The organism is Fontibacillus panacisegetis (assembly GCF_900102215.1).
GTDB lineage: Bacteria > Bacillota > Bacilli > Paenibacillales > Paenibacillaceae > Fontibacillus > Fontibacillus panacisegetis.
Map to the genome: position 1 here is coordinate 128667 of NZ_FNBG01000010.1, position 20122 is coordinate 148788.

Here is a 20122-nt window from a genome sequence, read left to right on the forward strand (position 1 = left end):
CAATTTAAAAACGACATGTATTCGTACTAGGATGGTTCAGTATCCAACCATTCCGAAATTCGAGGAATCATTTGCTCAAGTGGCATATGTTCCATCTTTGGACCTGGCAAAGAGTATAGAAAATATTTTCCATAATAGGATTCCAAAATCCTTGTATCATAAACAACCACAATTCCACGATCTTGCGACGAGCGAACCAGACGACCGAATCCTTGTTTGAAACGAATGACCGCTTGTGGAACGGACAGCTTCATGAATGGATTCTTCTTTTCTCTCTGAAGACGTTCACTCTTTGCTTCAACCAATGGATGGTTGGGGGGCTGGAACGGCAAGCGGACAATAGCCAGACTTGTCAGCGCTTCACCAGGAATGTCGACACCTTCCCAGAAGCTGCTTGTACCAAGAAGCACGGAAGCATTCTGGCCTTGAAAACGGCGAGTTAGCTTACTCCGGCTTCCACTATCCATACCTTGACCGATCACTGTAATGCCTTCAACTAATAATCGCTCTTTCAGCGGATCATATACCTGACGCAGCATCCGGTAGGATGTAAACAATACGAGCATACGACCTTTAGTAGCTACCGCAGTGTCAGCCAAAGATTGAACCAGCGTACTGACGAAATGCTGATCCCCTACACTGCCTTTGACACTTGGAAAATCCCTTGGAATAACCAGCAATGCTTGCTCCCTGTAATTGAAAGGTGATGGAAGCATGGAAGTCATCAATCTATCCTGGGCCGCTGCTTCCAAAAGACCTAACTGCTCAATCATATATTGAAATGACTTATCAACAGATAACGTTGCAGAGGTCATCACTACACTTTTCTTCTTATCAAAGAAATAATCCTTTAATTGTGCACTAACATCAATCGGCACTGCAAAAATTTGTAAAGATTTACTGCGATAATTACCATTTCCTTCGAGCCAATATACATTATCCTCACTTTCAAGCTTCATGAAAAATCTGAGCGAATCACGCTCATTTCCTAAATCTTTGAATAGCCCGCTAATATCCGTAAGCAAACTTTCCGCGCCGAAATCATTTTCTTCCTCTCTAATCTCATTGATCATGCGCTCACCCTTGCGCAGAACATCACCAAGAGAAATATGAATTCCGTTCTCGAGAGCAGTGAGCTCATCCCAATTTTTCGGTTTTTTCTGAGGCAAGAGCCTATATACAAATTGTCCGGGATCTCCAGGTGCTGCATCGCTTCGTTCCGGCATAAGTGTGAACAATAATTCACTAAGCTTATCCCAGCTTTCCTTAGTATCTAACAGCGAAGAATAGATGTCATCAATTATTCTAATCCATTCTCCGGCCTTTTTATGAAGTGAATGCTGAAGCATCGCTCTTAAACTCGGAAGCTGTCCGTTTTTACTATCCTTGAACAAGCGAGTTAATGTATGGACTACCGTAAAATATTTCATATGAAGACCTAAATGCTTACCCGCAACATCTTCCAAATGATGCGCTTCATCAATTACAAGACGATCATAAGCCGGTAAAAGCTGATGTCCTGCCTGAATGTCTGTAAACAGCTTGGAGTGATTCGTGATTACAACATCGGCAACTCCAGCTTCATGCTTGGCTTTATGATAGAAGCATTTACGAAACCACGGGCAGTTTCTACCAAGACAGGAGTCGGATTCACTTGCTACCGTCTCCCAGAAATCACCGCCACGGTTGCCCATATTCAGTTCCTCATCATCGCCAGTCTCAGTCTGGGCCAACCAGACGATCATTTGAGCGGCCGTCATCACCTCATCTTTAGGTGTTGTGAAGTCTCTTCTGTTTATTTTATGTTCAAATTTGCGTAAACACAAATAGTGCTGTCTTCCTTTGAAAATCGCTGCGCGAAACGGAAATGGAACCACTTCAGTAAGCATTGGAATATCCCGCTCTCTAAGCTGTTCCTGAAGATTTATCGTATGGGTACTAACCATCACCTTCTCTTCCTGCTTAACACTGTGATAAATAGCAGGTAGAAGATAACCCAGCGATTTCCCTGTACCTGTCCCCGCTTCAATCAGGAGATGCTTATCCTCTTCAAAAGCACGAGTAACTTCGCCGAGCATGATTTTCTGAGCCTCGCGTTCTTCATACTCCGGCAATTTCTCCTTAAGCCTTTCCTTCACCTGCTCCATAAACTGCTCAAAAGAAATGTCCTTAAGGGGATTCTCAAGCATATGCTCGCGTGCCGGGGTAATATCCATCCAATCATCCACTTGCAGAGCAAATTGCCGATAATACGTAAACCCTTCTTGACTCTGTTGAGATTCCCGTTCTCTTTCATGTAATACTGCATCAAAAAACCAGCCAAGATCGCTATCTTCTCCTGCAAATAAATCGCTTAATCTCTGCAGGGCCAGAAGCGGTAAGCTATCTATCTCCTCCAGACATTTCAGGAAAATGAGAGCTGTCGCCAATGCGTCACTGTCCGCTTGATGAGGACGATCATGCTGTACATTGAATTCATTAGCAACAAGACCGAGCTGGTAAGTCGTCAATGAAGGAAACAATATTTTCAGGAAATCCATCGTATCTAAAATACGCCCTGTGAAGGGCAGATATCCCGTTTGATCCAGAGCACTCTGTAAAAAATTGAAATCGAAGGCCACATTATGTCCTACGAGAACAACATCTTCCAGCAGAGGAACCATCTCCATCATCACTTCGTCAAGCTCCGGTGCATCCTTAACATCATCTTCTGTAATGCCGGTAAGACCCGTAATGAATGGCGGAATTGGTATTCCAGGCTTCACGAACGAACGATAGACCTGAGAAACCGTTAAATCATGATCTATAATGGCAAGTCCTGCCTGAATAATTTTATCAGAGGACTGGTTACCCGTGGTTTCGAAATCAAGTACTGCAAATTTCATTTGTAAAGTCCTTTCGTTCCAGTCTCTTTTACAGCATAACAGAAGAAAGCGAATTTGAAAATTATACCCAAAATATGTCTTTAAGAAAATAAAGCGATGTACCGCCCAAGAGCGGAACATCGCATCATTCATAAAATAAATTATAGCAACGATGTCAGTTCAGTTCCATACTGTAATTTCCCTGAACATTGCATGCATACTTCAAGATTAGCTAATGGTTCGGCCAGTGAAGGATCATGGTAATGAGCCAGCTTGAAATATTCCTCCGCCTTGTCGCGTGCTCCACGATTAGCTTCAATACATCCAAGTGCATTGTATACAATCGAGCGCACCCGCTTGCTCTCAGCTCCCTCAAGTACTGCCCAGAAATGCGTTATTGCATGGGACATTTCCTCCATATGCATATGACACATTCCCAAAAAAGTTCGTACGAGAACACTGTCAGGAAATTGCTCCATTACAACTTTAAACTGGCCTAGTGCTTGCGGGAACATCAGCAGCTTATAATATCCCTGTCCCTTAATAAAAGCCTCGCATTGCATTTCAGGCAGCTCCACTGCGCTATTACCGTCCGGCGTGTTCCAATTCTGTCTGATGTAGCCCATTTTCTCCTCAAAGCAGAGCCATTCTTCAATAATACCGTCGCTCATTTGCTTCAACATATTCCATTGCTGCACCAGCTTCTTCTTTTGCTCCCCTTCGGCCATTTGATAAAATCTGGCGATCTCATCCAACATCTCATTCATTTCGGCAAATATATGGTGAAAAATCATTCGCACTCCACCCTTCGAGAGATGAACTTTAGCGCGAGCCTTGAGATCATTTTTTGTTCCTAAGGCACTTTTCATTCCCGAAGGGATTAATTGCCGAAGCTGCTTAGCGAACCGTCGCGTGAAGCTCTTGTGTTGCCTTCTCCATTACACGATTATCCTCATCCACAAATACAACGGTTGGTCTATGGCTTCTAAGCTCTTCAGCTGACATAGAGGCATAAGAAATAATGATGACGTTGTCGCCTGGCTGTACCAATCTTGCTGCCGCACCATTCAGGCAAATGACACCACTGCCGCGCGGCCCGGTAATTACATATGTTTCCAGACGTGCTCCATTGTTGTTGTTTACGATTTGCACTTTCTCATTTTCCAGCAGATCTGCTGCTTCCATCAATTCCTCATCGATCGTAATACTTCCTACATAATTCAAATCCGCTTCTGTTACCGTTGCACGATGGATTTTGGATTTCATCATCGTTCTATACATGAATAGCCTCACCTTTCTTAGTCACAATAATATTGTCGATCAATCGCGTATTCCCAAATTTTACAGCGACGGCAATTAGAACCTCTTCTTCGGCTTCAGCCAGTACTTGTCCAGGCTCCATTGCCGACAACCCGGGGAACGTTACTATTTCTACATAATCGATGAGTGCTCGAGGTTCAACCGAAATTGTATGGATGATATCCTCACTCGCTTGACCAACGGTAACAGCTTCTCCCGCTTCAACCTTGGACTGCAGAGTCAAAAGACTTCTGGATAGCACCAACGCAGCGTTTCGGTCTTCCGGGCTCAAATAGACGTTTCTGGAGCTTAGTGCCAGGCCGTCTTTTTCCCGAACAATAGGGCAAGGTACGATTCGAACATCGAAATTCAGATCAGCCACCATCTGTGAAATGACCGCTGCCTGCTGAGCATCCTTTTGTCCAAAATAGGCATTATCCGGTTGTACAATGTGCATCAGCTTGCTCACGACAGTTGTCACCCCATCAAAGTGACCCGGGCGAGAAGCTCCACACAAACGACTTGTCAATTGCTGTACTAAAACTTTAGTTTTTGTAGGAACTGGATACATTTCTTCTACACTGGGCAAAAATACAGCATCAGCACCCTCGCGTTCTGCGAGCTGAAGATCATTCTTTTCATCGCGCGGATATTTATCTAAATCTTCATTTGGTCCAAACTGAATCGGATTAACAAATATACTCAGAACTACCAGATCATTCTCTCCTCTGGCCTTTCTCAGCAGACTCGCATGCCCTTCATGGAGATAACCCATTGTAGGAACCAAACCGGTTTGAATGAATTTTCCTTGCCGGGCTGAAGCTAGCCGCTCTGATTTCAAATATGTTCTTAGCTCGTTAATCTCTCTGAACACCTTCATACTGGCTGCTCCACCTTTCCTTTGCCATACAAGTTGTCCACTACACCATCTTCAGCGGTAAATACATGCTCAGGTCCGGGGAATTGACGTTTTTTCACATCAGATACATACTCTGAGATACTGCTGCGAATTTGCGCACCAATATCAGCGTAGGTTTTAACAAAACGCTTGTCACGATAATCCGGGGAATACTTAAGCAGGTCGTGAAAAACAATGACTTGACCATCACAATCCCGCCCCGCCCCGATACCGATGGTTGGAATAGACAGCTCAGATGTGATAATAGAAGCTACCTGCTCAGTTACAAGCTCCAATACAATCGCGAAAGCACCTGCTTGTTCTAAAGCCTTGGCATCTTCAATAAGTCTCTTAGCATCGAGTTCATCCTTGCCCTGGACACGGTATCCTCCAATCTGATTTACTGATTGTGGAGTCAGACCAATATGACCAACTACAGGAACACCTGACTGCACGATGGTCTGAACAGTGGCAGCAATCTCCTTGCCGCCTTCCAGCTTCACAGCATGAGCATGTCCTTCCTGCATGAGTCTGCGAACATTACGCAGCGTTTCATCTATACTGCCGTGATAGGTCATAAACGGCAGGTCAGCCACTATAAAAGTAGACTGTGCCCCCCTTGCAACCGCCCGGGTATGATACACGATATCATCAATAGTGACCGGAATGGTTGAATCATACCCGAGCACTACGTTGCCTAATGAATCCCCAATCAACAGCATATCCACACCAGCCTCTTCAGCGAGTCTTGCTGAAGGATAATCATAGGCTGTCAGCACCGTAAGCGGAATTTTGTCCTTTTTCATCTTTTTCATCTTTACAATGTTTAAGGCTTGTTTGCCCGCCATACTTCTCCATCTCCTTTGATTTCTTGTGCTGGAGGCTCAAATACCTGATTATGTGCACGACAAAAAAACCTTCTAGTTACACGCATACACGCACTAAAAAGGTCCGAAATCCAAAGAAGAGTCACTTTCTCGTCCCTTCTGTCTCGGTCCTCTTCGGCTCAGAGCAGAATCCAACGTCACCGGTCAATTACTATAACTGACCGGGGGACATCACACAAATAACGCGTATAAATAACATCATCCACATAGAGTGCAGCTCAAAGTATCAGATACCGCCTCATGTGGACAGTATAACAAATTAGATTACATATTTCATCAATTAAGTTGTACTTCTCCCGAAAAAATCGTGTACATTTCTCCACGATCATCCATTAGAGTCAGTGCACCTGTAGGATCAAGCGCTGTAGCAAGGCCGCTTTTCTCCCCTTGCGGTGTTCTGACTTTTATTCTTCTCCCAAGCGTGACAGACAATGCCTCCCATAAGTGACCAATCGGTGCAAAGCCTTCCGCCACGTACATCTCATAGAGCTGCTCCAATTCATTCATAACTGCGCCAATCAGAACTGCGCGATCAATTTCCAGGCCGCTTTCGATTTTTAGGGATGTAGCGATTTCCTTAAGCTCATCCGGCACATCGGATTCATCGAGATTAGCATCAATACCGATTCCTACGATACAGTATTTGATAAGCTCGTCCTCTCCGACAGATTCAATCAGGATGCCGCATATTTTTCGTCCAGCCACCAGCAGATCATTAGGCCATTTGATGCCCGCTTCAACACCACTCACCTTACGGATCGCGCGGCATACAGCCACAGCAGTTAGGAGGGTGAGCTGTGGAGCAAATGATAACGGGCAGCTCGGACGAAGCACCATGCTCATCCATACCCCTTTTCTCGCAGGGGAAAACCACCGTCGCCCCTGTCTGCCTCTTGCCCCTGTTTGTTCCTCTGCAATGACTAGAGTGCCAGATTGAGCCCCGGATTCTGCCAGCATTCGCGCCTCAACCTGCGTAGTTTCAGTTGTGTCCAGCAGCTTGATTTCACGACCGAATTTAACAGTAGTAAGTTTCTCCTGGATCTCCGATACTGCCAGCTTGTCCGGAACCCGAAGCAGCCGATAGCCCTTTCGCGATACCGCCTCAAATTCATAACCATCCTCGCGAAGTTTGTTGATTTGTTTCCATACTGCAGTTCGGCTTATTGACAGACGGCGGCTTAGCTCTTCGCCAGATAAAAATTCACCAGCATGCCGCTGCAGCAATTCCAATAGTTGATTATGATTCATTTTGACTATTCACCACAACTTTCGCATGATCCAATATGGCTTCTTTTTCGTTTGGCAGATCACCGTATGCTACACACATCAAAAGATTTTTCATTAAATGTCCGAGCCAAGGTCCACCCTTACGTCCCAAAAATGAGATAACATCTCCACCGCTAGCAGCTAAATCCGAAATGTGATAGAGGATCATATCATGATGCCATTTCCATTCCAAGGGCTGTAACCTAATTAACTCTTCTTCGTTCATTAGCGGGTTCAGTACATCCTGACGAATTAACCAGTTGGCAGCTGCAGCTTTTCCATAACGCAACTCCAGAGTGATCCAGCCTCTACGTAATCCATCTATTTCTTGGGACTGCGATGTAGTTAATACCATTTGTCTCCATGCCTCATCAAAGTGAATAAGGTCGGATGTAGTCTGCATAATAACATTAGAGAACGTCCAGTCACGCATCATAGTTAACGTTTCTTCTCCATGCATACCAAGTCCTTGCAGAAGTAAAGACCATCTCAGTTCAGGAGACTCTGAAGACACTTTCTCCAACCCTAATAAATAAACTTGCTTAATATCTTCTTGATTTGGAATTGGAGCTTTTGCAAAATCCAGCAACCTGCTGCGTCGAAGTATCTCCAGTCCTCTAAGTGGATGCGGTCCCATAATCATTCGTTCGAGCTCTGCCCTTATTCGTTCCATTGCTATGTACGACAACTTGTCTCTGTCTTTAATAAGTGCAGACCATAAACTCTTTACAGGTCGAAAAGCGAATACTGAAGCAAAACGCACCGCCCTCATCATTCGAAGTGCATCCTCATCGAAGCGATCCTCTGCTTTACCGACACAACGGATGATACCATTGGCAATATCCTGATGTCCCCCATAAGGGTCTGTTAGTTCCCCTTTAATATTGCAGGCGATCGCATTCATTGTAAAATCCCGTCGCTGCAAATCCTGGACAATACCCTCTACGAATTGTACATTCGAAGGACGGCGATGATCCTCATACTCTGATTCTTTGCGAAATGTCGTTACTTCATAGCTGTACGTATCCATCAGTACGGTCACCGTTCCATGTTGGAGCCCTGTCGGTACAGTCCGAGGAAATATTGATATTACTTCCTCCGGTTTCGCTGAAGTCGCAATATCCATATCGTGAACAGGGCGTCCCATCAGCTCATCGCGAACACAACCTCCAACAAAAAAAGCTTGATGTCCGTGCTCCAAAAGAAGATGAAGCACTTCTTCCCCCTGACGCTGCATCAGGGGGTTTATCTGTTTCCATAAATTCATACCTTGCAGCCTCCAGGGGGAATAAAGTGAAATCACACTATACCGTTACTTCTCTATTTAATACCCGGTAGTATATCGATTCGTATTGCGACATAATTCGCTCACTGCTAAAATCGTTTCTTGCTCTGGCTAAACAAGCTTCTTTCATCACCTTCATGAGCTTCGGATTATTCAGCATCGAAACGCAATAATCCGCCATTTGACGCGTATCTCCAATCGGAGCCAAAAAACCGGTCTCACCATGGGATACAAGCTCTGGAATCCCTCCTGCAATCGAGCCTACCGTTGGAATTCCGCAAGCCATGGCTTCCAAGGCTACAAGGCCAAAGCTTTCTTTCTCTGAAGGAAGCAGAAGAATGTCAGCCATTGAAATAACATGAGCGATATCATCTTGTTTACCAAGAAAATGAACCTTGTCTTCAAGGCCCATCTCTTTGATTTTCCATTGAATTTTCGGCAGATCAGGACCTTCTCCTACAAATAATAGTCTTGAAGGTATTTTCTCATTCACCTGGCTAAAAATATCTACGACATCTCCAACACGTTTGACCGGTCTAAAGTTAGATATGTGCATCAACACTTTTTCATCAGGCTTGGCGAAGTCCTCTCTACATTTCTGCGCATTACGAGGATAATATATCCGCTGATCTACAAAATTGTAAGTCAGATCTATATCTCTTGTGATATCCAATACTTCAATTGTCTCCCTCATAAGATCACGGGATACTGAAGTAACCGCATCGCTCTCATTGATAGCCAGCCTGATCAAATCTTTAAGCGATTCATCCTGAGCCAGCACCGTGATGTCAGTTCCATGCAATGTCGTTACAACCTTCAGATTGTCGCCCACCATTTGTTTAGCCAGAAAAGCGCATACAGCATGCGGCACTGCATAATGAACATGAAGTATATCGAGATTTTGCGCCTTGGCTACTTGAGCCATTTTGGTCGCTAATGACAAATCATAGGGAGGATAGCGAAATACATAATAATCACTAACCTCGACCTCATGATAAATTATATTTTTATGAAAACTGCCTAATCGAAATGGAACACTATGAGAAATGAAGTGAACTTCATGGCCTTTCTCAGCAAGCAGCTTGCCTAGTTCAGTTGCTACTACTCCTGAACCCCCGAGCGACGGATAACAAGTAATCCCTATTTTCAAAAACGGTTCCATATTACGGGGGCCTCCTTTATTGTTTTAGTCCATTACAACGCTATTCCGAGACCCGAATATATTTACGACATAAGGTGTTTTGACTGCAAATCCCTCAGCATACGGAATGAGCTTCCGTTGTCCTAGCAGAGCATCTCTGGCTTTGACTCGTTCAACATATCCCTGATTTAACGGAGTTGGGGCTACGTCCTCATTCTCATTCATGGAAGATTGTCCAAACTGGGAACGATAGCACTCGAGCGCCGCTTCCTTCGTCATATAATAATCAGTAACATCTACAAGAAGATCGGGCGTTCTCCAGTCATTAATAAAGTAAAAATACAGATCAGGAGCTTGTACAGCAGGCTTGTCCGGCATATAACGACGTAGCTTGGCATTAAAGGCCGCTTCTTCTACCAGCCTGCTGCATGCAATATGATCCGGGTGACGATCCTCCCAATAAGGAGCAAAAATAATAGACGGTTGATATTTGCGAATCACTTCAGTTACCGCAGCAATTTGCTCCGGATTAACATATAAGCCACGATCTGGCAAGCCCAGATTATGTCGTACCTTTACACCTAATACTTTGGCAGCTTCAGCAGCTTCCTCTTTACGGAGAACAACATTGCCGTTGGAGGAAAGCTCAGCTTCTGTCAAATCACAAAGACCTACAGAATAACCAGCTGCCACTTGCTTGGCTATGGTTCCTGCCATTCCGATCTCCGCATCGTCCCCATGTGCGCCAAAAATTAATATATCCAGCTTATCACTCATTACGCGAGCCCCGGTTTATTCATTTCAACCAGCTCACGCCATCCAAAGTCGCCACGATCCAGAGCTCGTACAAGAATTTCTGCTGAAGCCATATTCGTAGCCACTGGTATGCCGTGTACATCGCACAGGCGAAGAAGTGCTGTAATGTCCGGCTCATGAGGCTGAGCTAGCAGTGGATCACGCAGGAAGATGACAAGATCCATCTCATTTTGAGCAATAAGCGCACCGATCTGCTGATCCCCTCCTAATGGACCCGACAAGAAACGGTGAATTTGCAGGCTGGTTGCTTCCATAATACGTGCTCCAGTTGTTCCGGTAGAGTACAATTTTTTATCTTTAAACACATGTTCATATGCGATTACAAAATTAACGATATCTTCTTTTTTACGGTCATGAGCAATAAAAGCAATGTTCAACATATTCTCTCTCCCCTATCAGTCCACAAAATGATCGAATCCGTAAACCATTCCTTCGTATTCCAGCACTTTCTTAATAGCCAAGTTAACACCCGGCATATATCCAGCTCTTTCATAGGAATCATGGCGAATTTTCAGAGTTTGGCCAAATCCGCCAAAAATAACTTCCTGCTGAGCAAAAACACCTGGAAGACGCACGCTGTGAATTCTGAATCCATTGTAATATCCGCCACGCGAGCCTTCAATTGTCTCCTCCTCATCCGGATTACCCTGACGAAGTTCTTCTCTATTCTTCGCGATAAGCTCAGCCGTTTTGACCGCTGTACCTGAAGGAGCATCAAGCTTCTGATCACCGTGGTACTCGATGATCTCTAAATGAGGGAAATATTTAGCTGCCTGAGCGGCAAATTTCATCATCAGAATAGCACCGATCGAGAAGTTAGGTGCAATCAGACCACCGATCTTCTTCTCCATGCACTGCTTGTCCAGATCCTCGATTTGCTCCGGTGTAAACCCAGTCGTTCCTACGACCGGAGAAACACCGTGCTTAATAGCAAGTTCCGTATTTACATAAGCAAATTGTGGTGTTGTAAAATCCACAAGCACTTGAGGTTTGCCTTCAATCAACGCCAGCTCAAGATCATCAGTAATGGATACGCCGCAGGCAGGCAAGCCAACGAGTGTACCTGCATCCGAACCAACATGAGTCATATTGATTGCAGCGACCAACTTAAGCCCTTCATCCTCCAACACCATTTTTACTACTTCCTTACCCATTCTACCGGCAGCGCCTGCAACAGCTACTCTAATTTGTTCTGCCATAACTATTCCCCCTCACATTCTCTAGGATGGTGATTGATCCAAGTATTTAGTAATTCGCTGTTTCAATTCAAGCAACTGCTTTGCTATGCTGTCATCTTGTGGCAGCGTAGACGCTTCTCTAACTGAGCTTAGCGCATCGTGATATCTCCCAAGCTCGATGTAAGCTAGGGCTAACCATACTTGAGCCTCGATGGATAAAGGATCTAATAGAGCGGCACGTGTCAAGAGTCTCTCAGCAGATTGAATCGCGTTTAGATCAGCCTTAGCATCATCACTCTCGGAATGCTCCTCCACCAGCTTTTTCGCCATGAGTGTAAGCTCTTTGGATTGAAGTCTGTCATAATGAATTTTATACTCTTCTTGCGAGGATGCAAGAGCTGAAGCCAATCTGGCATGTGTTATCGCCTTTTCAAGTCGATTGCTGCGGGCACAAGTGATGGAGTAACGATAGTGAATATCCCCATTATCCGGCTCTATAATAAGCGCTTGCTCAAACCATTGAAGTGCCTGTTCAAAATCATTTTCATATATGCTTCGATATGCTTTTTTCAAATACTCCTTCGCCTTCATCTGCCGTCCCCCCGGGCCAACTTATAGGCTATTATTACTTCAGCATATGAAGACAGAGTTAAATAGGTGAGCTTAATCTTCGTCCTTTTTCGTCCAACGATCAGCATCACGAGTCGTAAACTTATGCATTACCTTGTCATGAGCTTCTGTTAAATCAATACCAAGCGAATTGGCGAAACATATCGTAATAAAAAGGATATCGCCCAGCTCCAGCTCGATCGAATTTTCAGCTTCATCCGCTTTTTTCGGCTTTTCCCCATATGTATGATTCACTTCACGAGCAAGCTCGCCAACCTCCTCACTCATCCGAGCCAGCATAGACAACGGGCTGAAATATCCTTCCTTGAACTGGGATATATAACGGTCTACTTCTCGTTGCAATTCTGCAAGAGACTTTTCCATAAACTTATCCCTCCGTCTGTTGTCATTTTACCCCTATGTTATCGTAAAGGTGAATTGAAAACAAACAATTTTTATATAGTCAAAAAAAAGGTATACTAGGAAAGTATGCTCAATTTAGTACTTTATCCATTCTGTTTACTGGTGAGGGATTCTGATGAACACTTATAAAATGACAGGCTATTTAAAAACAATACTCCCTATACTTCTAGGTACGGCAATTTATGCTTTCGGTATTTTATTCTTTATTATTCCTAACCATCTCATGGAAGGCGGCGTTACAGGGGTTACGATTTTGCTGAAATACGCCTTTGGTTTGTCTCCGTCGCTTACGAACCTGCTACTCAACATTCCGTTGTTCCTCTTAGGCTGGAAAGTGCTTGGCGGAAGGCAGATCATTTATACCGGGATAGGAATTGCTTCCCTGTCACTTTTTCTATGGATATTTGAAAAAATGATTCACCTCGGCTGGATCGTCCCCTTCGAAACAGACTTCATTCTAGCAACACTGTATGCCGGAGTCACTCTAGGCTCAGGCCTTGGTATCGTCTTTCGCTTTGGAGGAACCACCGGAGGCTCGGACATCATCGCTCGCATATTAGGCCGAAAATACAGTTTCAGCATGGGACAGGTTATCTTGACTATTGACATTGCGATTATTGGATTATCGCTGCTTTATGTGGATAAGGAGAATATATTGTATACACTGGTTGCCGTCTTTATTGCGTCTAAGGTGATCGATTTCATTCAGGAGGGTGCTTATTCTGCAAAAGCCTTTACCATTATAAGTGACCACGCGCCCGAGATTGCCGATATCATTACAAAAGATATGGAAAGAGGAGTAACGCTCATTCCGGCGATTGGCGCTTATTCCAAGCAAGCGAAATACATGGCATATTGCATTGTCTCAAGACAGGAAATTCGTCGTATCAATGAAATCGCGAAAAAGGTTGATCCACGTGCTTTCATTATTATAAGTGATGTAAACGATGTTCATGGGGAGGGCTTTCGCGAGGATAAATAGATTTAGAGGGGATTGCCGTTCATTCATCGGGATTTATTATTTATAAGCCAAAAGGGGTTCCCAAAAAGCAAATGATGTAATGGGATGCCCCTTATTCAAGCTCACTTATTCATTCGGGCTTAATACCGATAGCTATCCGCTCTATCTCTCTTGTCGTGCAGCGAGGTTATGTTCTGATTGGCATTATACTTCCGATAGGCTGTATAGATTAAAGCGACCACAATCCATGCTCCGATTAGAAGAGTCCAATACCAAGGACTACTGTAGCCTGTAATTGGCAAAAATACCGGTTCATCCGATTTCCGCCCGAATAAATCTTTTATTAACTGATCTCCATGACTCATGACATCTCTTATAGCATTTTCGTCCCAAGTTTCGGTACGCGTAAGTCCAGCAACATAAGACATCCAGGAATCAAACTGATTCATATCCGAAGGGTCTCTACGTATTGCAGCAGCCGGCCTAATCACATCATAATGACTCTGAAGAGATTGGAACCCCTTTTTAAACTGGGCTGGGCTTCCTCCTGCTCTTGCTTTATTCATTACTTGAAGATCATCTGCCATCACCTTATAATACTGGAGCCACAACGCCTTTTCCTTATGAGTAAGACTGTTTACAGCAAGGCGCAGTCGCGCCGAACTAATAACCCAATCCTCAGGATCAAGCTGGGCCCTGACGACCGTCTCCTTGGCATCCATGATCGTCTCTGCCAAAGCATGAATCCCCTCAACCGAAGTTAATCCCTTAAAGGACAGCCCCTCCAGCGCATCTATGAGTTCATTCATCTTATTATTCGCATCTTGGGTATTGCCCTGCTGCATGTCCTGATACAATTGTTCAGAAATTTGTTCAAACTGCCTTAGCCGTTCTGAACGCTGCTGTTCACTTTGCTTCGTATCTACATTATGCTGCTCAGTGGTCACAGCCTCTACTATAGGACCCGCCTCCACCGCCCCCACCTTTGGCATAACAAGAAGAACAAGAAGAATAAGAAGAATAAGTAACGTCCATTTCTGCCTAAGTCTCTTCACGGACATCCCTCCTTACCTTCATGGTATGAAGAGTTGTCCGATATTAGAACAAGCTTTCTTAACGTTTGCGGAATTTAAGAGCAAGCCATCCAATAAAAATACTGACCAGAGTTAAAATAAATGTAAAAATCATGACTTCGTTCACATTATCCCACAATTTCTCCGGCAACCAGGGATATACACCATAAGTATAATCAACCGTGTCATTTAATAAGGTCCATACTCCTGCACAAATTAGCATCGTCGTGCCGAACTTATACAAGCGAACAAAAAGCAGCGCTTCAACTGCCATAGCCAAATGGGATGCAACAAGCATCCAATCCTGCCAGACTAAGCCCCCACCTTGAAATGCGCCGGCAAATATCATACTGACCGCCCACACTCCATATTTCACGCTTGTCACTACTGCCAGTCCCTCAATCAGCGTGCGCAGCATATATAGCTTACCTAACTGTTTAGGGAACAATAAGAACAGTAACGAAAGCGTAAAGAACAGACTTGCTGTAGGACTGTCAGGCACAAAAATAATTTGCCAGTGTGGGTGATTAAGCCACGTATACTTCAATTGTGAATCATACCAGATGTACCCGTACACTGTCCCAAGAAAATTACAAATGAAAAGCAGCCAGAGCACGAACCGGGTTGACAAAAAAGCTCGGCTCCACAAATATGACAATCTCAACCCTATACCTCCCTGTATTAAAAACACCTGATCGAATCAACCGATCAGGTGTTTACATTCATTATAATTTTACTGTTCTGTCTTCTGTTTCGCAAGCCATTCAGCTAAATGATCGATATCCTGATCAGTTAAACCAGCATTAGTGGCAGTTGTATACATTTCAGGCATTTTTCCATTATAGCCTTCTTTAATTATAGATAAGATAGCATCTTTATCATGTACGTCACCTATGCCTCGAAGAGATGGCCCAGCGCCTCCCTTTAAATCGGCTCCATGACATGATATACATGTAGCCTTCTTATAGGATTCCATGGCTGGATCATCTTTATCAACGATGGCCACCTCTTTTTGCTTCGTTGCATTGGATGTTGGAAGACCCCGTTCACGGTTCTCACGAGCTTTCTCTTCACGTTGGATATGCTCCGGTTCTTGACCTGACGCTTCAAGCTCGTGCTTATAGTGAGTCCAAGCGAAGTTAGTCAAATACACTACCGCTGCAAGCGACAAAAGCATTAATGAAGAAGCAATCGGTCTCCGATAGAAACGACGTTCCTTACCGCGATCTAAAAACGGTGCAAGCAGCAGACCACCAAAAGCAACAGTCGGGATTCCAAGTGTACCAAGTACTACAAAATCACCGGAAGCATATGGGTATTTCAAATATTGGTACAAGAATAAGAAGTACCAGTCCGGCATCGGAATGACTGTTGCACTAGGATTTGCAGGAAACCCGAGCGGCGCCGGCTCTGAAATCGTCAATACCAAAAAGCCGACAAGAACAACAACACCTACCATCCATTCCTTTAACAAAAAGTTAGGAATAAATGCTTCCGATTTACCAGGATACGCTGTGTAGTCAGGAGGTGTTATAAATCCGTTGCCTTTGCGTACACGCGAATCTCCGACGAATACAACTTTTTCTTTCGTTTTGTCTCCGTGAGCCATATCAATGCCTCCCTTCTATAAATTGTAGGGCGATCTAGGATCGTGATCAAAAGCTGAATTTTTGAACCCCTTCTTTGAGCTTTAGAGCGGTCCAGAAATCCCCTGTCTACGAATCATAATAAAGTGTCCAACCAGAAGGGTTAGCAGTACAGCCGGAAGGAAGAACACATGAATAGCGAAGAAACGAGTAAGTGTTTCAGCACCAACAATCGTACCGCCTTGCAGTAATTCTTTAATAACAGGACCTAACACGGGTACTGAATTAGCAATTTCCAGTGTAACTTTTGTTGCAAAGTAAGCTTTGTTGTCCCATGGAAGTAAGTATCCCGTGAGACCAAGACCGATCATCACGAAAAAGATCAGCATGCCCACTACCCAGTTCATTTCGCGCGGCGCCTTATATGAGCCGGTGAAGAACACGCGTAAGGTATGTAGGAACATCATAACGATAACCAAGCTCGCACCCCAATGGTGCATACCGCGTACGATTTGACCAAAGGCTACCTGTGTCTGCAAATACTCGACACTGGCATAAGCGTTAATAATATCAGGAACATAGTACATAGTAAGGAACATCCCTGACAGGATTTGGATAACCGTAATAAAGAACGTCAATCCGCCAAAGCAATACACAAATGCGGAGAAATGGTGTGCAGGGTTAACATGTTCAGGAACCTCATGATCCGCAACGTCTCTCCAAATCGGCGTGATGTCAAGACGTTCGTCTATCCAGTTGTACACATTTTTAAACATCTGAATCTACGCCTCCTTATTTCACAATCGTATTCGGAACAACTTCCCCCAAATAAACCCAATCATCCTTCAGCATTACCTTGTACTCATCCAGTGGCTTGGATGCAACAGCCAGCTGCTTGCCATCCTTAGTGTAGTGCGCTCCGTGACATGGGCAAAGGTATTGATCAGGATAATCCTTGCTCGTGTTCCAGCCGATTGTGCATCCCAAATGTTTACAAATCGGTGAAAGCGCATAAATATTTCCGCTCTCGTCCTTACGAATCCAGGCAGTAAGCGACGCTGTGCTTGAATACCACCCGTCCTGCTGCTGCAGTTCAAATGAGAATTCTTGCGGCTCGCTGGTAATTTTACTGATCTCCGCTACTTTTACGAAAGCGCCTTCGCCTTTCTTTTGTAGAATCGGATCAACAGCAAAACGTACCATCGGAAGCGTCACACCGCCTACCATAAATGCGGTAGCGCCTCCCAATGTATATGTAAGAAATTGCCGACGGGACATTTCCTTACGTATGGGCGGTTTGTGTGATGATTCGTGCTCGTCATGTTGATTGCTCATACAGTCTTCAACCCCCTTTGCAGACCATTCATTCACCATTTCAATAACATTAATCACATTCATGCTCAAGACATATTAATAATATATTAGAGGTTTAAGAGCGTCAAGAATTTGACACATCTTTTCCACGATTTGCACATTTTCCTTTTAAAATTGTCGTTATTTTGTCACAAATTCCTTCACCCTTTTCGCTGCCATAATTCTTGAATTATTTCATGTGTAAACTGTTGCTTACCACCCTCTGGAAATTCCGAGAAAGCGCTTGGCGTAAGGATTAGATCCGCATTATCCAGTTGTACAGCATTGAGGTTTACATCTGCTGAAATGACAATAACATAAGCAAATCCAGCCCGCTTGACATTGTGACAAACTTCATTTATGTACTGAGCTATTTCTTCTTTTCCATATTGAAAAGACGGATAAGTTACTATTCTTCCCTTAAAAGGAATTTCAACCAAATCCATCATATCTCTTAGTCTTTCTAGAGCTCGTACTACCTCATACGGGGACTCTGTTCCGTTTAAGCCTGTTACAGGAATAAGGCAAGTGTCCAAATATAGACATAATTCTCCCCAAGAATCTTTATTAATTTCACTAAATTTCATATACAAATAACAACTCCTTCCTATTATCTATCTCATTATATACACCTCCTCTCACGTTTAAAAGATGCCCTTGACAGGATTAATCCCATATATCTATAATCAATCTGCATTTCCAGCTTGAGCATTTTAAACACGATTTTATAGCCCTCATTAACAAATGGGAAGCGATGGATACGGACACTAACGGTCTCGAATACGGTGTTTCGTTTCAAATGGGTCGCTTAATGGACGAAGATCCGGGACATTAGTCCCGAATAAATCTAAGTAGTAAACGAGGTGTCTCATGGAATTACAAACATCACGTACAGCGAACAAACCTAATTTTTTATCCCAGTATGCTGCACCGTTTAGAACATCCAGGGCTTTTCCATATTTATGGCTGGGACAGTTGATCTCATTCCTTGGCAGCAGTATTACAATGATTATTTTGCCTGTCGTTGTCTACACTCTTACTGGCTCCACTAAAACGATGGGGTTTGTTATGGCCGCTTATATGCTTCCAAATGTTGTTATGCTTCCAATATCAGGCTGGATTGTTGACCGTTACAATAGAACGAACATCATGCTTTTTACAGATGTGATCCGATTTATCGTAATGGGCACAGTAGCAGCTTTGTTATTTTCAGACAGCCTGACAATCCAGTTTCTGTTTATCCTTGTCGCTATATACGGTACGATGGATGGATTGTTCCAGCCAGCGTATTCCGCGACTCGGGCAACTGTATTTACCCCGGAAATTCGTAACTCTGCCAATGCGCTGACCCAAATTAGCAATCAGGCTGTTAGACTCATCGGACCCTCGCTCGGAGGTGTGTTGGTTACCTTCCTGTCTGCAGGATGGGGTATTACAATCGATGCACTTAGTTATATCGCCTCATTTTTCTGCTTGTTCTTCCTTCGGAAGCTGGTTCCTTTTCATAAAAGAGAAGTAAATGTTCACGCTGAAAATGAGCAGCAAACTAGAAGCAATCTTCGAACTGATTTTGTTGAGGGTTTGCAGATACTAAAAGGGAATCCCTGGCTGTGGATTACGATAGTAGCTTTTTCATTTGTAAATATTTGCTACGGCGGACTTACCGTTGTGCTTATTCCATGGTTGTTCAAAGTGCATCTGCACCTAAGTCCTTATGTCTACGGAGTTGCTATCACCTGCTCTGGAGCAGGGGCTATTCTAGCAGGATTATTATTCGGAATGCGAAGCGGTTGGCGCAATCGTGGACTATTAGCTTACGGAGGGGCATTACTTAGCGGAATAGCTCTTCTCTTCATGTCGTTTACAACATCCGCGATAGGCCTATGTGTACTTTTTGCTATCGAAGGGTTTGGTCTAATGTTATTCGGATTAATCTGGGAGACAAGCCTCCAGGAACTAGTTCCACAAGAAGCCTTCGGAAGAGTTGCCAGCCTTGACATGCTTGGATCTTTTGCTCTTCTTCCGCTCGGTTATGTTGTTGTCGGTTGGCTTGCTGACGTGATCGGAGGCACTCAAACAATGATGATATTTGCGACTATAGGAATTGCTTCTATTATTTTCGTGCTAATGATTCCATCTATTCGTAAATTTGATTAACGAAAGGGGCTGTCCCAAAAGTAGGGTTAGTGTCAAAACTAGAAATAGCGGTGCAAGGAAGATGATCCCTGCACCGCTTGATCCTGCCACACATTCTATGACCGTATCTCATGTGTAATAGTGTCATGATGCGGAATTCCTGAAATTCCTGCAAATGTGCAGGCTTTGTTTATGTAAAGCCTCTAAACGCCCTAAATTGCTGCAAATGTGCAGGCATTCTCTAAGGATTCTCTTCAAACTAGTCTATTCTGAACCATTTTCCTGCATTTTTGCAGGCTTTTGTTCATCCTTTCATGGCTACTTTTAAAAAACTGTATTTTTGCATC

The 20122-nt window shown here is 43.9% G+C and carries 21 protein-coding genes; 2 read left to right on the forward strand and 19 right to left on the reverse strand.

Going from position 1 to position 20122, the window contains the following annotated elements; genetic code table 11:
• Positions 1–26: 26 nt before the first annotated feature.
• From dinG to BLS49_RS10820, 13 genes are all read right to left on the reverse strand, one after another.
• Positions 27–2885, reverse strand: coding sequence for an ATP-dependent DNA helicase DinG (gene dinG, locus BLS49_RS10760; RefSeq protein WP_091229608.1), 2859 nt, complete (start codon positions 2883–2885; stop codon positions 27–29).
• A gap of 140 nt (positions 2886–3025) precedes the next feature.
• Entirely contained in the window at positions 3026–3658 is a 633-nt protein-coding gene (locus BLS49_RS10765) for a tetratricopeptide repeat protein (RefSeq protein ID WP_175471376.1), read from the reverse strand.
• Positions 3659–3761: 103 nt separating this feature from the next.
• Complete coding sequence (panD, locus tag BLS49_RS10770; RefSeq protein ID WP_091229611.1) at positions 3762–4145, reverse strand: aspartate 1-decarboxylase; 384 nt, start codon at positions 4143–4145, stop codon at positions 3762–3764.
• The gene (panC, locus tag BLS49_RS10775; RefSeq protein WP_091229613.1) at positions 4138–5043 is read right to left on the reverse strand and encodes a pantoate--beta-alanine ligase; all 906 of its coding nucleotides are present in this window, start codon (positions 5041–5043) and stop codon (positions 4138–4140) included. Before panC ends, panD begins: the two co-directional genes overlap by 8 nt.
• Positions 5040–5909: a 3-methyl-2-oxobutanoate hydroxymethyltransferase gene (gene panB / locus BLS49_RS10780; protein ID WP_091229617.1), complete on the reverse strand. Its 870-nt coding sequence runs from the start codon at positions 5907–5909 to the stop codon at positions 5040–5042. The genes panC and panB overlap by 4 nt, the downstream gene beginning before the upstream one ends.
• A gap of 315 nt (positions 5910–6224) precedes the next feature.
• Positions 6225–7196 (reverse strand): biotin--[acetyl-CoA-carboxylase] ligase, encoded by a 972-nt coding sequence (locus tag BLS49_RS10785; protein WP_091229620.1) that lies wholly within the window; start codon positions 7194–7196, stop codon positions 6225–6227.
• Positions 7186–8481 carry a CCA tRNA nucleotidyltransferase gene (locus BLS49_RS10790; RefSeq protein ID WP_091229623.1) on the reverse strand — a complete coding sequence of 432 codons (1296 nt, stop codon included), beginning with the start codon at positions 8479–8481 and terminating at the stop codon, positions 7186–7188. Before BLS49_RS10790 ends, BLS49_RS10785 begins: the two co-directional genes overlap by 11 nt.
• A gap of 37 nt (positions 8482–8518) precedes the next feature.
• Entirely contained in the window at positions 8519–9661 is a 1143-nt protein-coding gene (gene bshA, locus BLS49_RS10795; RefSeq protein ID WP_091229626.1) for an N-acetyl-alpha-D-glucosaminyl L-malate synthase BshA, read from the reverse strand.
• Positions 9662–9685: 24 nt separating this feature from the next.
• A complete protein-coding gene (gene bshB1 / locus BLS49_RS10800; protein ID WP_091229628.1) occupies positions 9686–10417 on the reverse strand; it encodes a bacillithiol biosynthesis deacetylase BshB1 in 732 nt (243 codons plus the stop codon).
• Positions 10417–10836 (reverse strand): methylglyoxal synthase, encoded by a 420-nt coding sequence (gene mgsA / locus BLS49_RS10805; RefSeq protein WP_091229630.1) that lies wholly within the window; start codon positions 10834–10836, stop codon positions 10417–10419. Before mgsA ends, bshB1 begins: the two co-directional genes overlap by 1 nt.
• Before the next feature lie 15 nt (positions 10837–10851).
• Positions 10852–11655 (reverse strand): 4-hydroxy-tetrahydrodipicolinate reductase, encoded by an 804-nt coding sequence (gene dapB, locus BLS49_RS10810; RefSeq protein ID WP_091229634.1) that lies wholly within the window; start codon positions 11653–11655, stop codon positions 10852–10854.
• A gap of 21 nt (positions 11656–11676) precedes the next feature.
• Entirely contained in the window at positions 11677–12225 is a 549-nt protein-coding gene (locus tag BLS49_RS10815) for a tetratricopeptide repeat protein (RefSeq protein ID WP_091229636.1), read from the reverse strand.
• Positions 12226–12297: 72 nt separating this feature from the next.
• On the reverse strand, positions 12298–12627 hold the full coding sequence (locus BLS49_RS10820) for a nucleotide pyrophosphohydrolase (RefSeq protein ID WP_091229639.1): 330 nt from the start codon (positions 12625–12627) through the stop codon (positions 12298–12300).
• Positions 12628–12781: 154 nt separating this feature from the next.
• On the opposite strand from BLS49_RS10820, the gene BLS49_RS10825 reads away from it, so the two are divergent.
• Complete coding sequence (locus tag BLS49_RS10825; RefSeq protein WP_091229643.1) at positions 12782–13648, forward strand: YitT family protein; 867 nt, start codon at positions 12782–12784, stop codon at positions 13646–13648.
• A gap of 119 nt (positions 13649–13767) precedes the next feature.
• On the opposite strand, the gene BLS49_RS10830 is transcribed toward BLS49_RS10825, so the two are convergent.
• The 6 genes from BLS49_RS10830 to BLS49_RS10855 form a co-directional block, all read right to left on the reverse strand.
• Positions 13768–14682: a sporulation protein YpjB gene (locus BLS49_RS10830; RefSeq protein WP_245742337.1), complete on the reverse strand. Its 915-nt coding sequence runs from the start codon at positions 14680–14682 to the stop codon at positions 13768–13770.
• A gap of 58 nt (positions 14683–14740) precedes the next feature.
• Positions 14741–15364, reverse strand: a complete 624-nt coding sequence (locus BLS49_RS10835) for a DUF1405 domain-containing protein (protein WP_091229646.1) — start codon at positions 15362–15364, stop codon at positions 14741–14743.
• A 69-nt stretch (positions 15365–15433) separates the two neighbouring features.
• A complete protein-coding gene (locus BLS49_RS10840) occupies positions 15434–16309 on the reverse strand; it encodes a menaquinol-cytochrome c reductase cytochrome b/c subunit (protein ID WP_091229648.1) in 876 nt (291 codons plus the stop codon).
• Positions 16310–16390: 81 nt separating this feature from the next.
• Entirely contained in the window at positions 16391–17062 is a 672-nt protein-coding gene (gene qcrB, locus BLS49_RS10845; RefSeq protein WP_091229651.1) for a menaquinol-cytochrome c reductase cytochrome b subunit, read from the reverse strand.
• Between the two features lie 16 nt (positions 17063–17078).
• Positions 17079–17621 carry a Rieske (2Fe-2S) protein gene (locus tag BLS49_RS10850; protein ID WP_091229655.1) on the reverse strand — a complete coding sequence of 181 codons (543 nt, stop codon included), beginning with the start codon at positions 17619–17621 and terminating at the stop codon, positions 17079–17081.
• 179 nt (positions 17622–17800) lie between these two features.
• A complete protein-coding gene (locus BLS49_RS10855) occupies positions 17801–18226 on the reverse strand; it encodes a DUF2487 family protein (RefSeq protein WP_091229658.1) in 426 nt (141 codons plus the stop codon).
• Between the two features lie 283 nt (positions 18227–18509).
• On the opposite strand from BLS49_RS10855, the gene BLS49_RS10860 reads away from it, so the two are divergent.
• Positions 18510–19796: an MFS transporter gene (locus tag BLS49_RS10860; RefSeq protein ID WP_091229662.1), complete on the forward strand. Its 1287-nt coding sequence runs from the start codon at positions 18510–18512 to the stop codon at positions 19794–19796.
• The last annotated feature ends 326 nt before the right edge of the window (positions 19797–20122 follow it).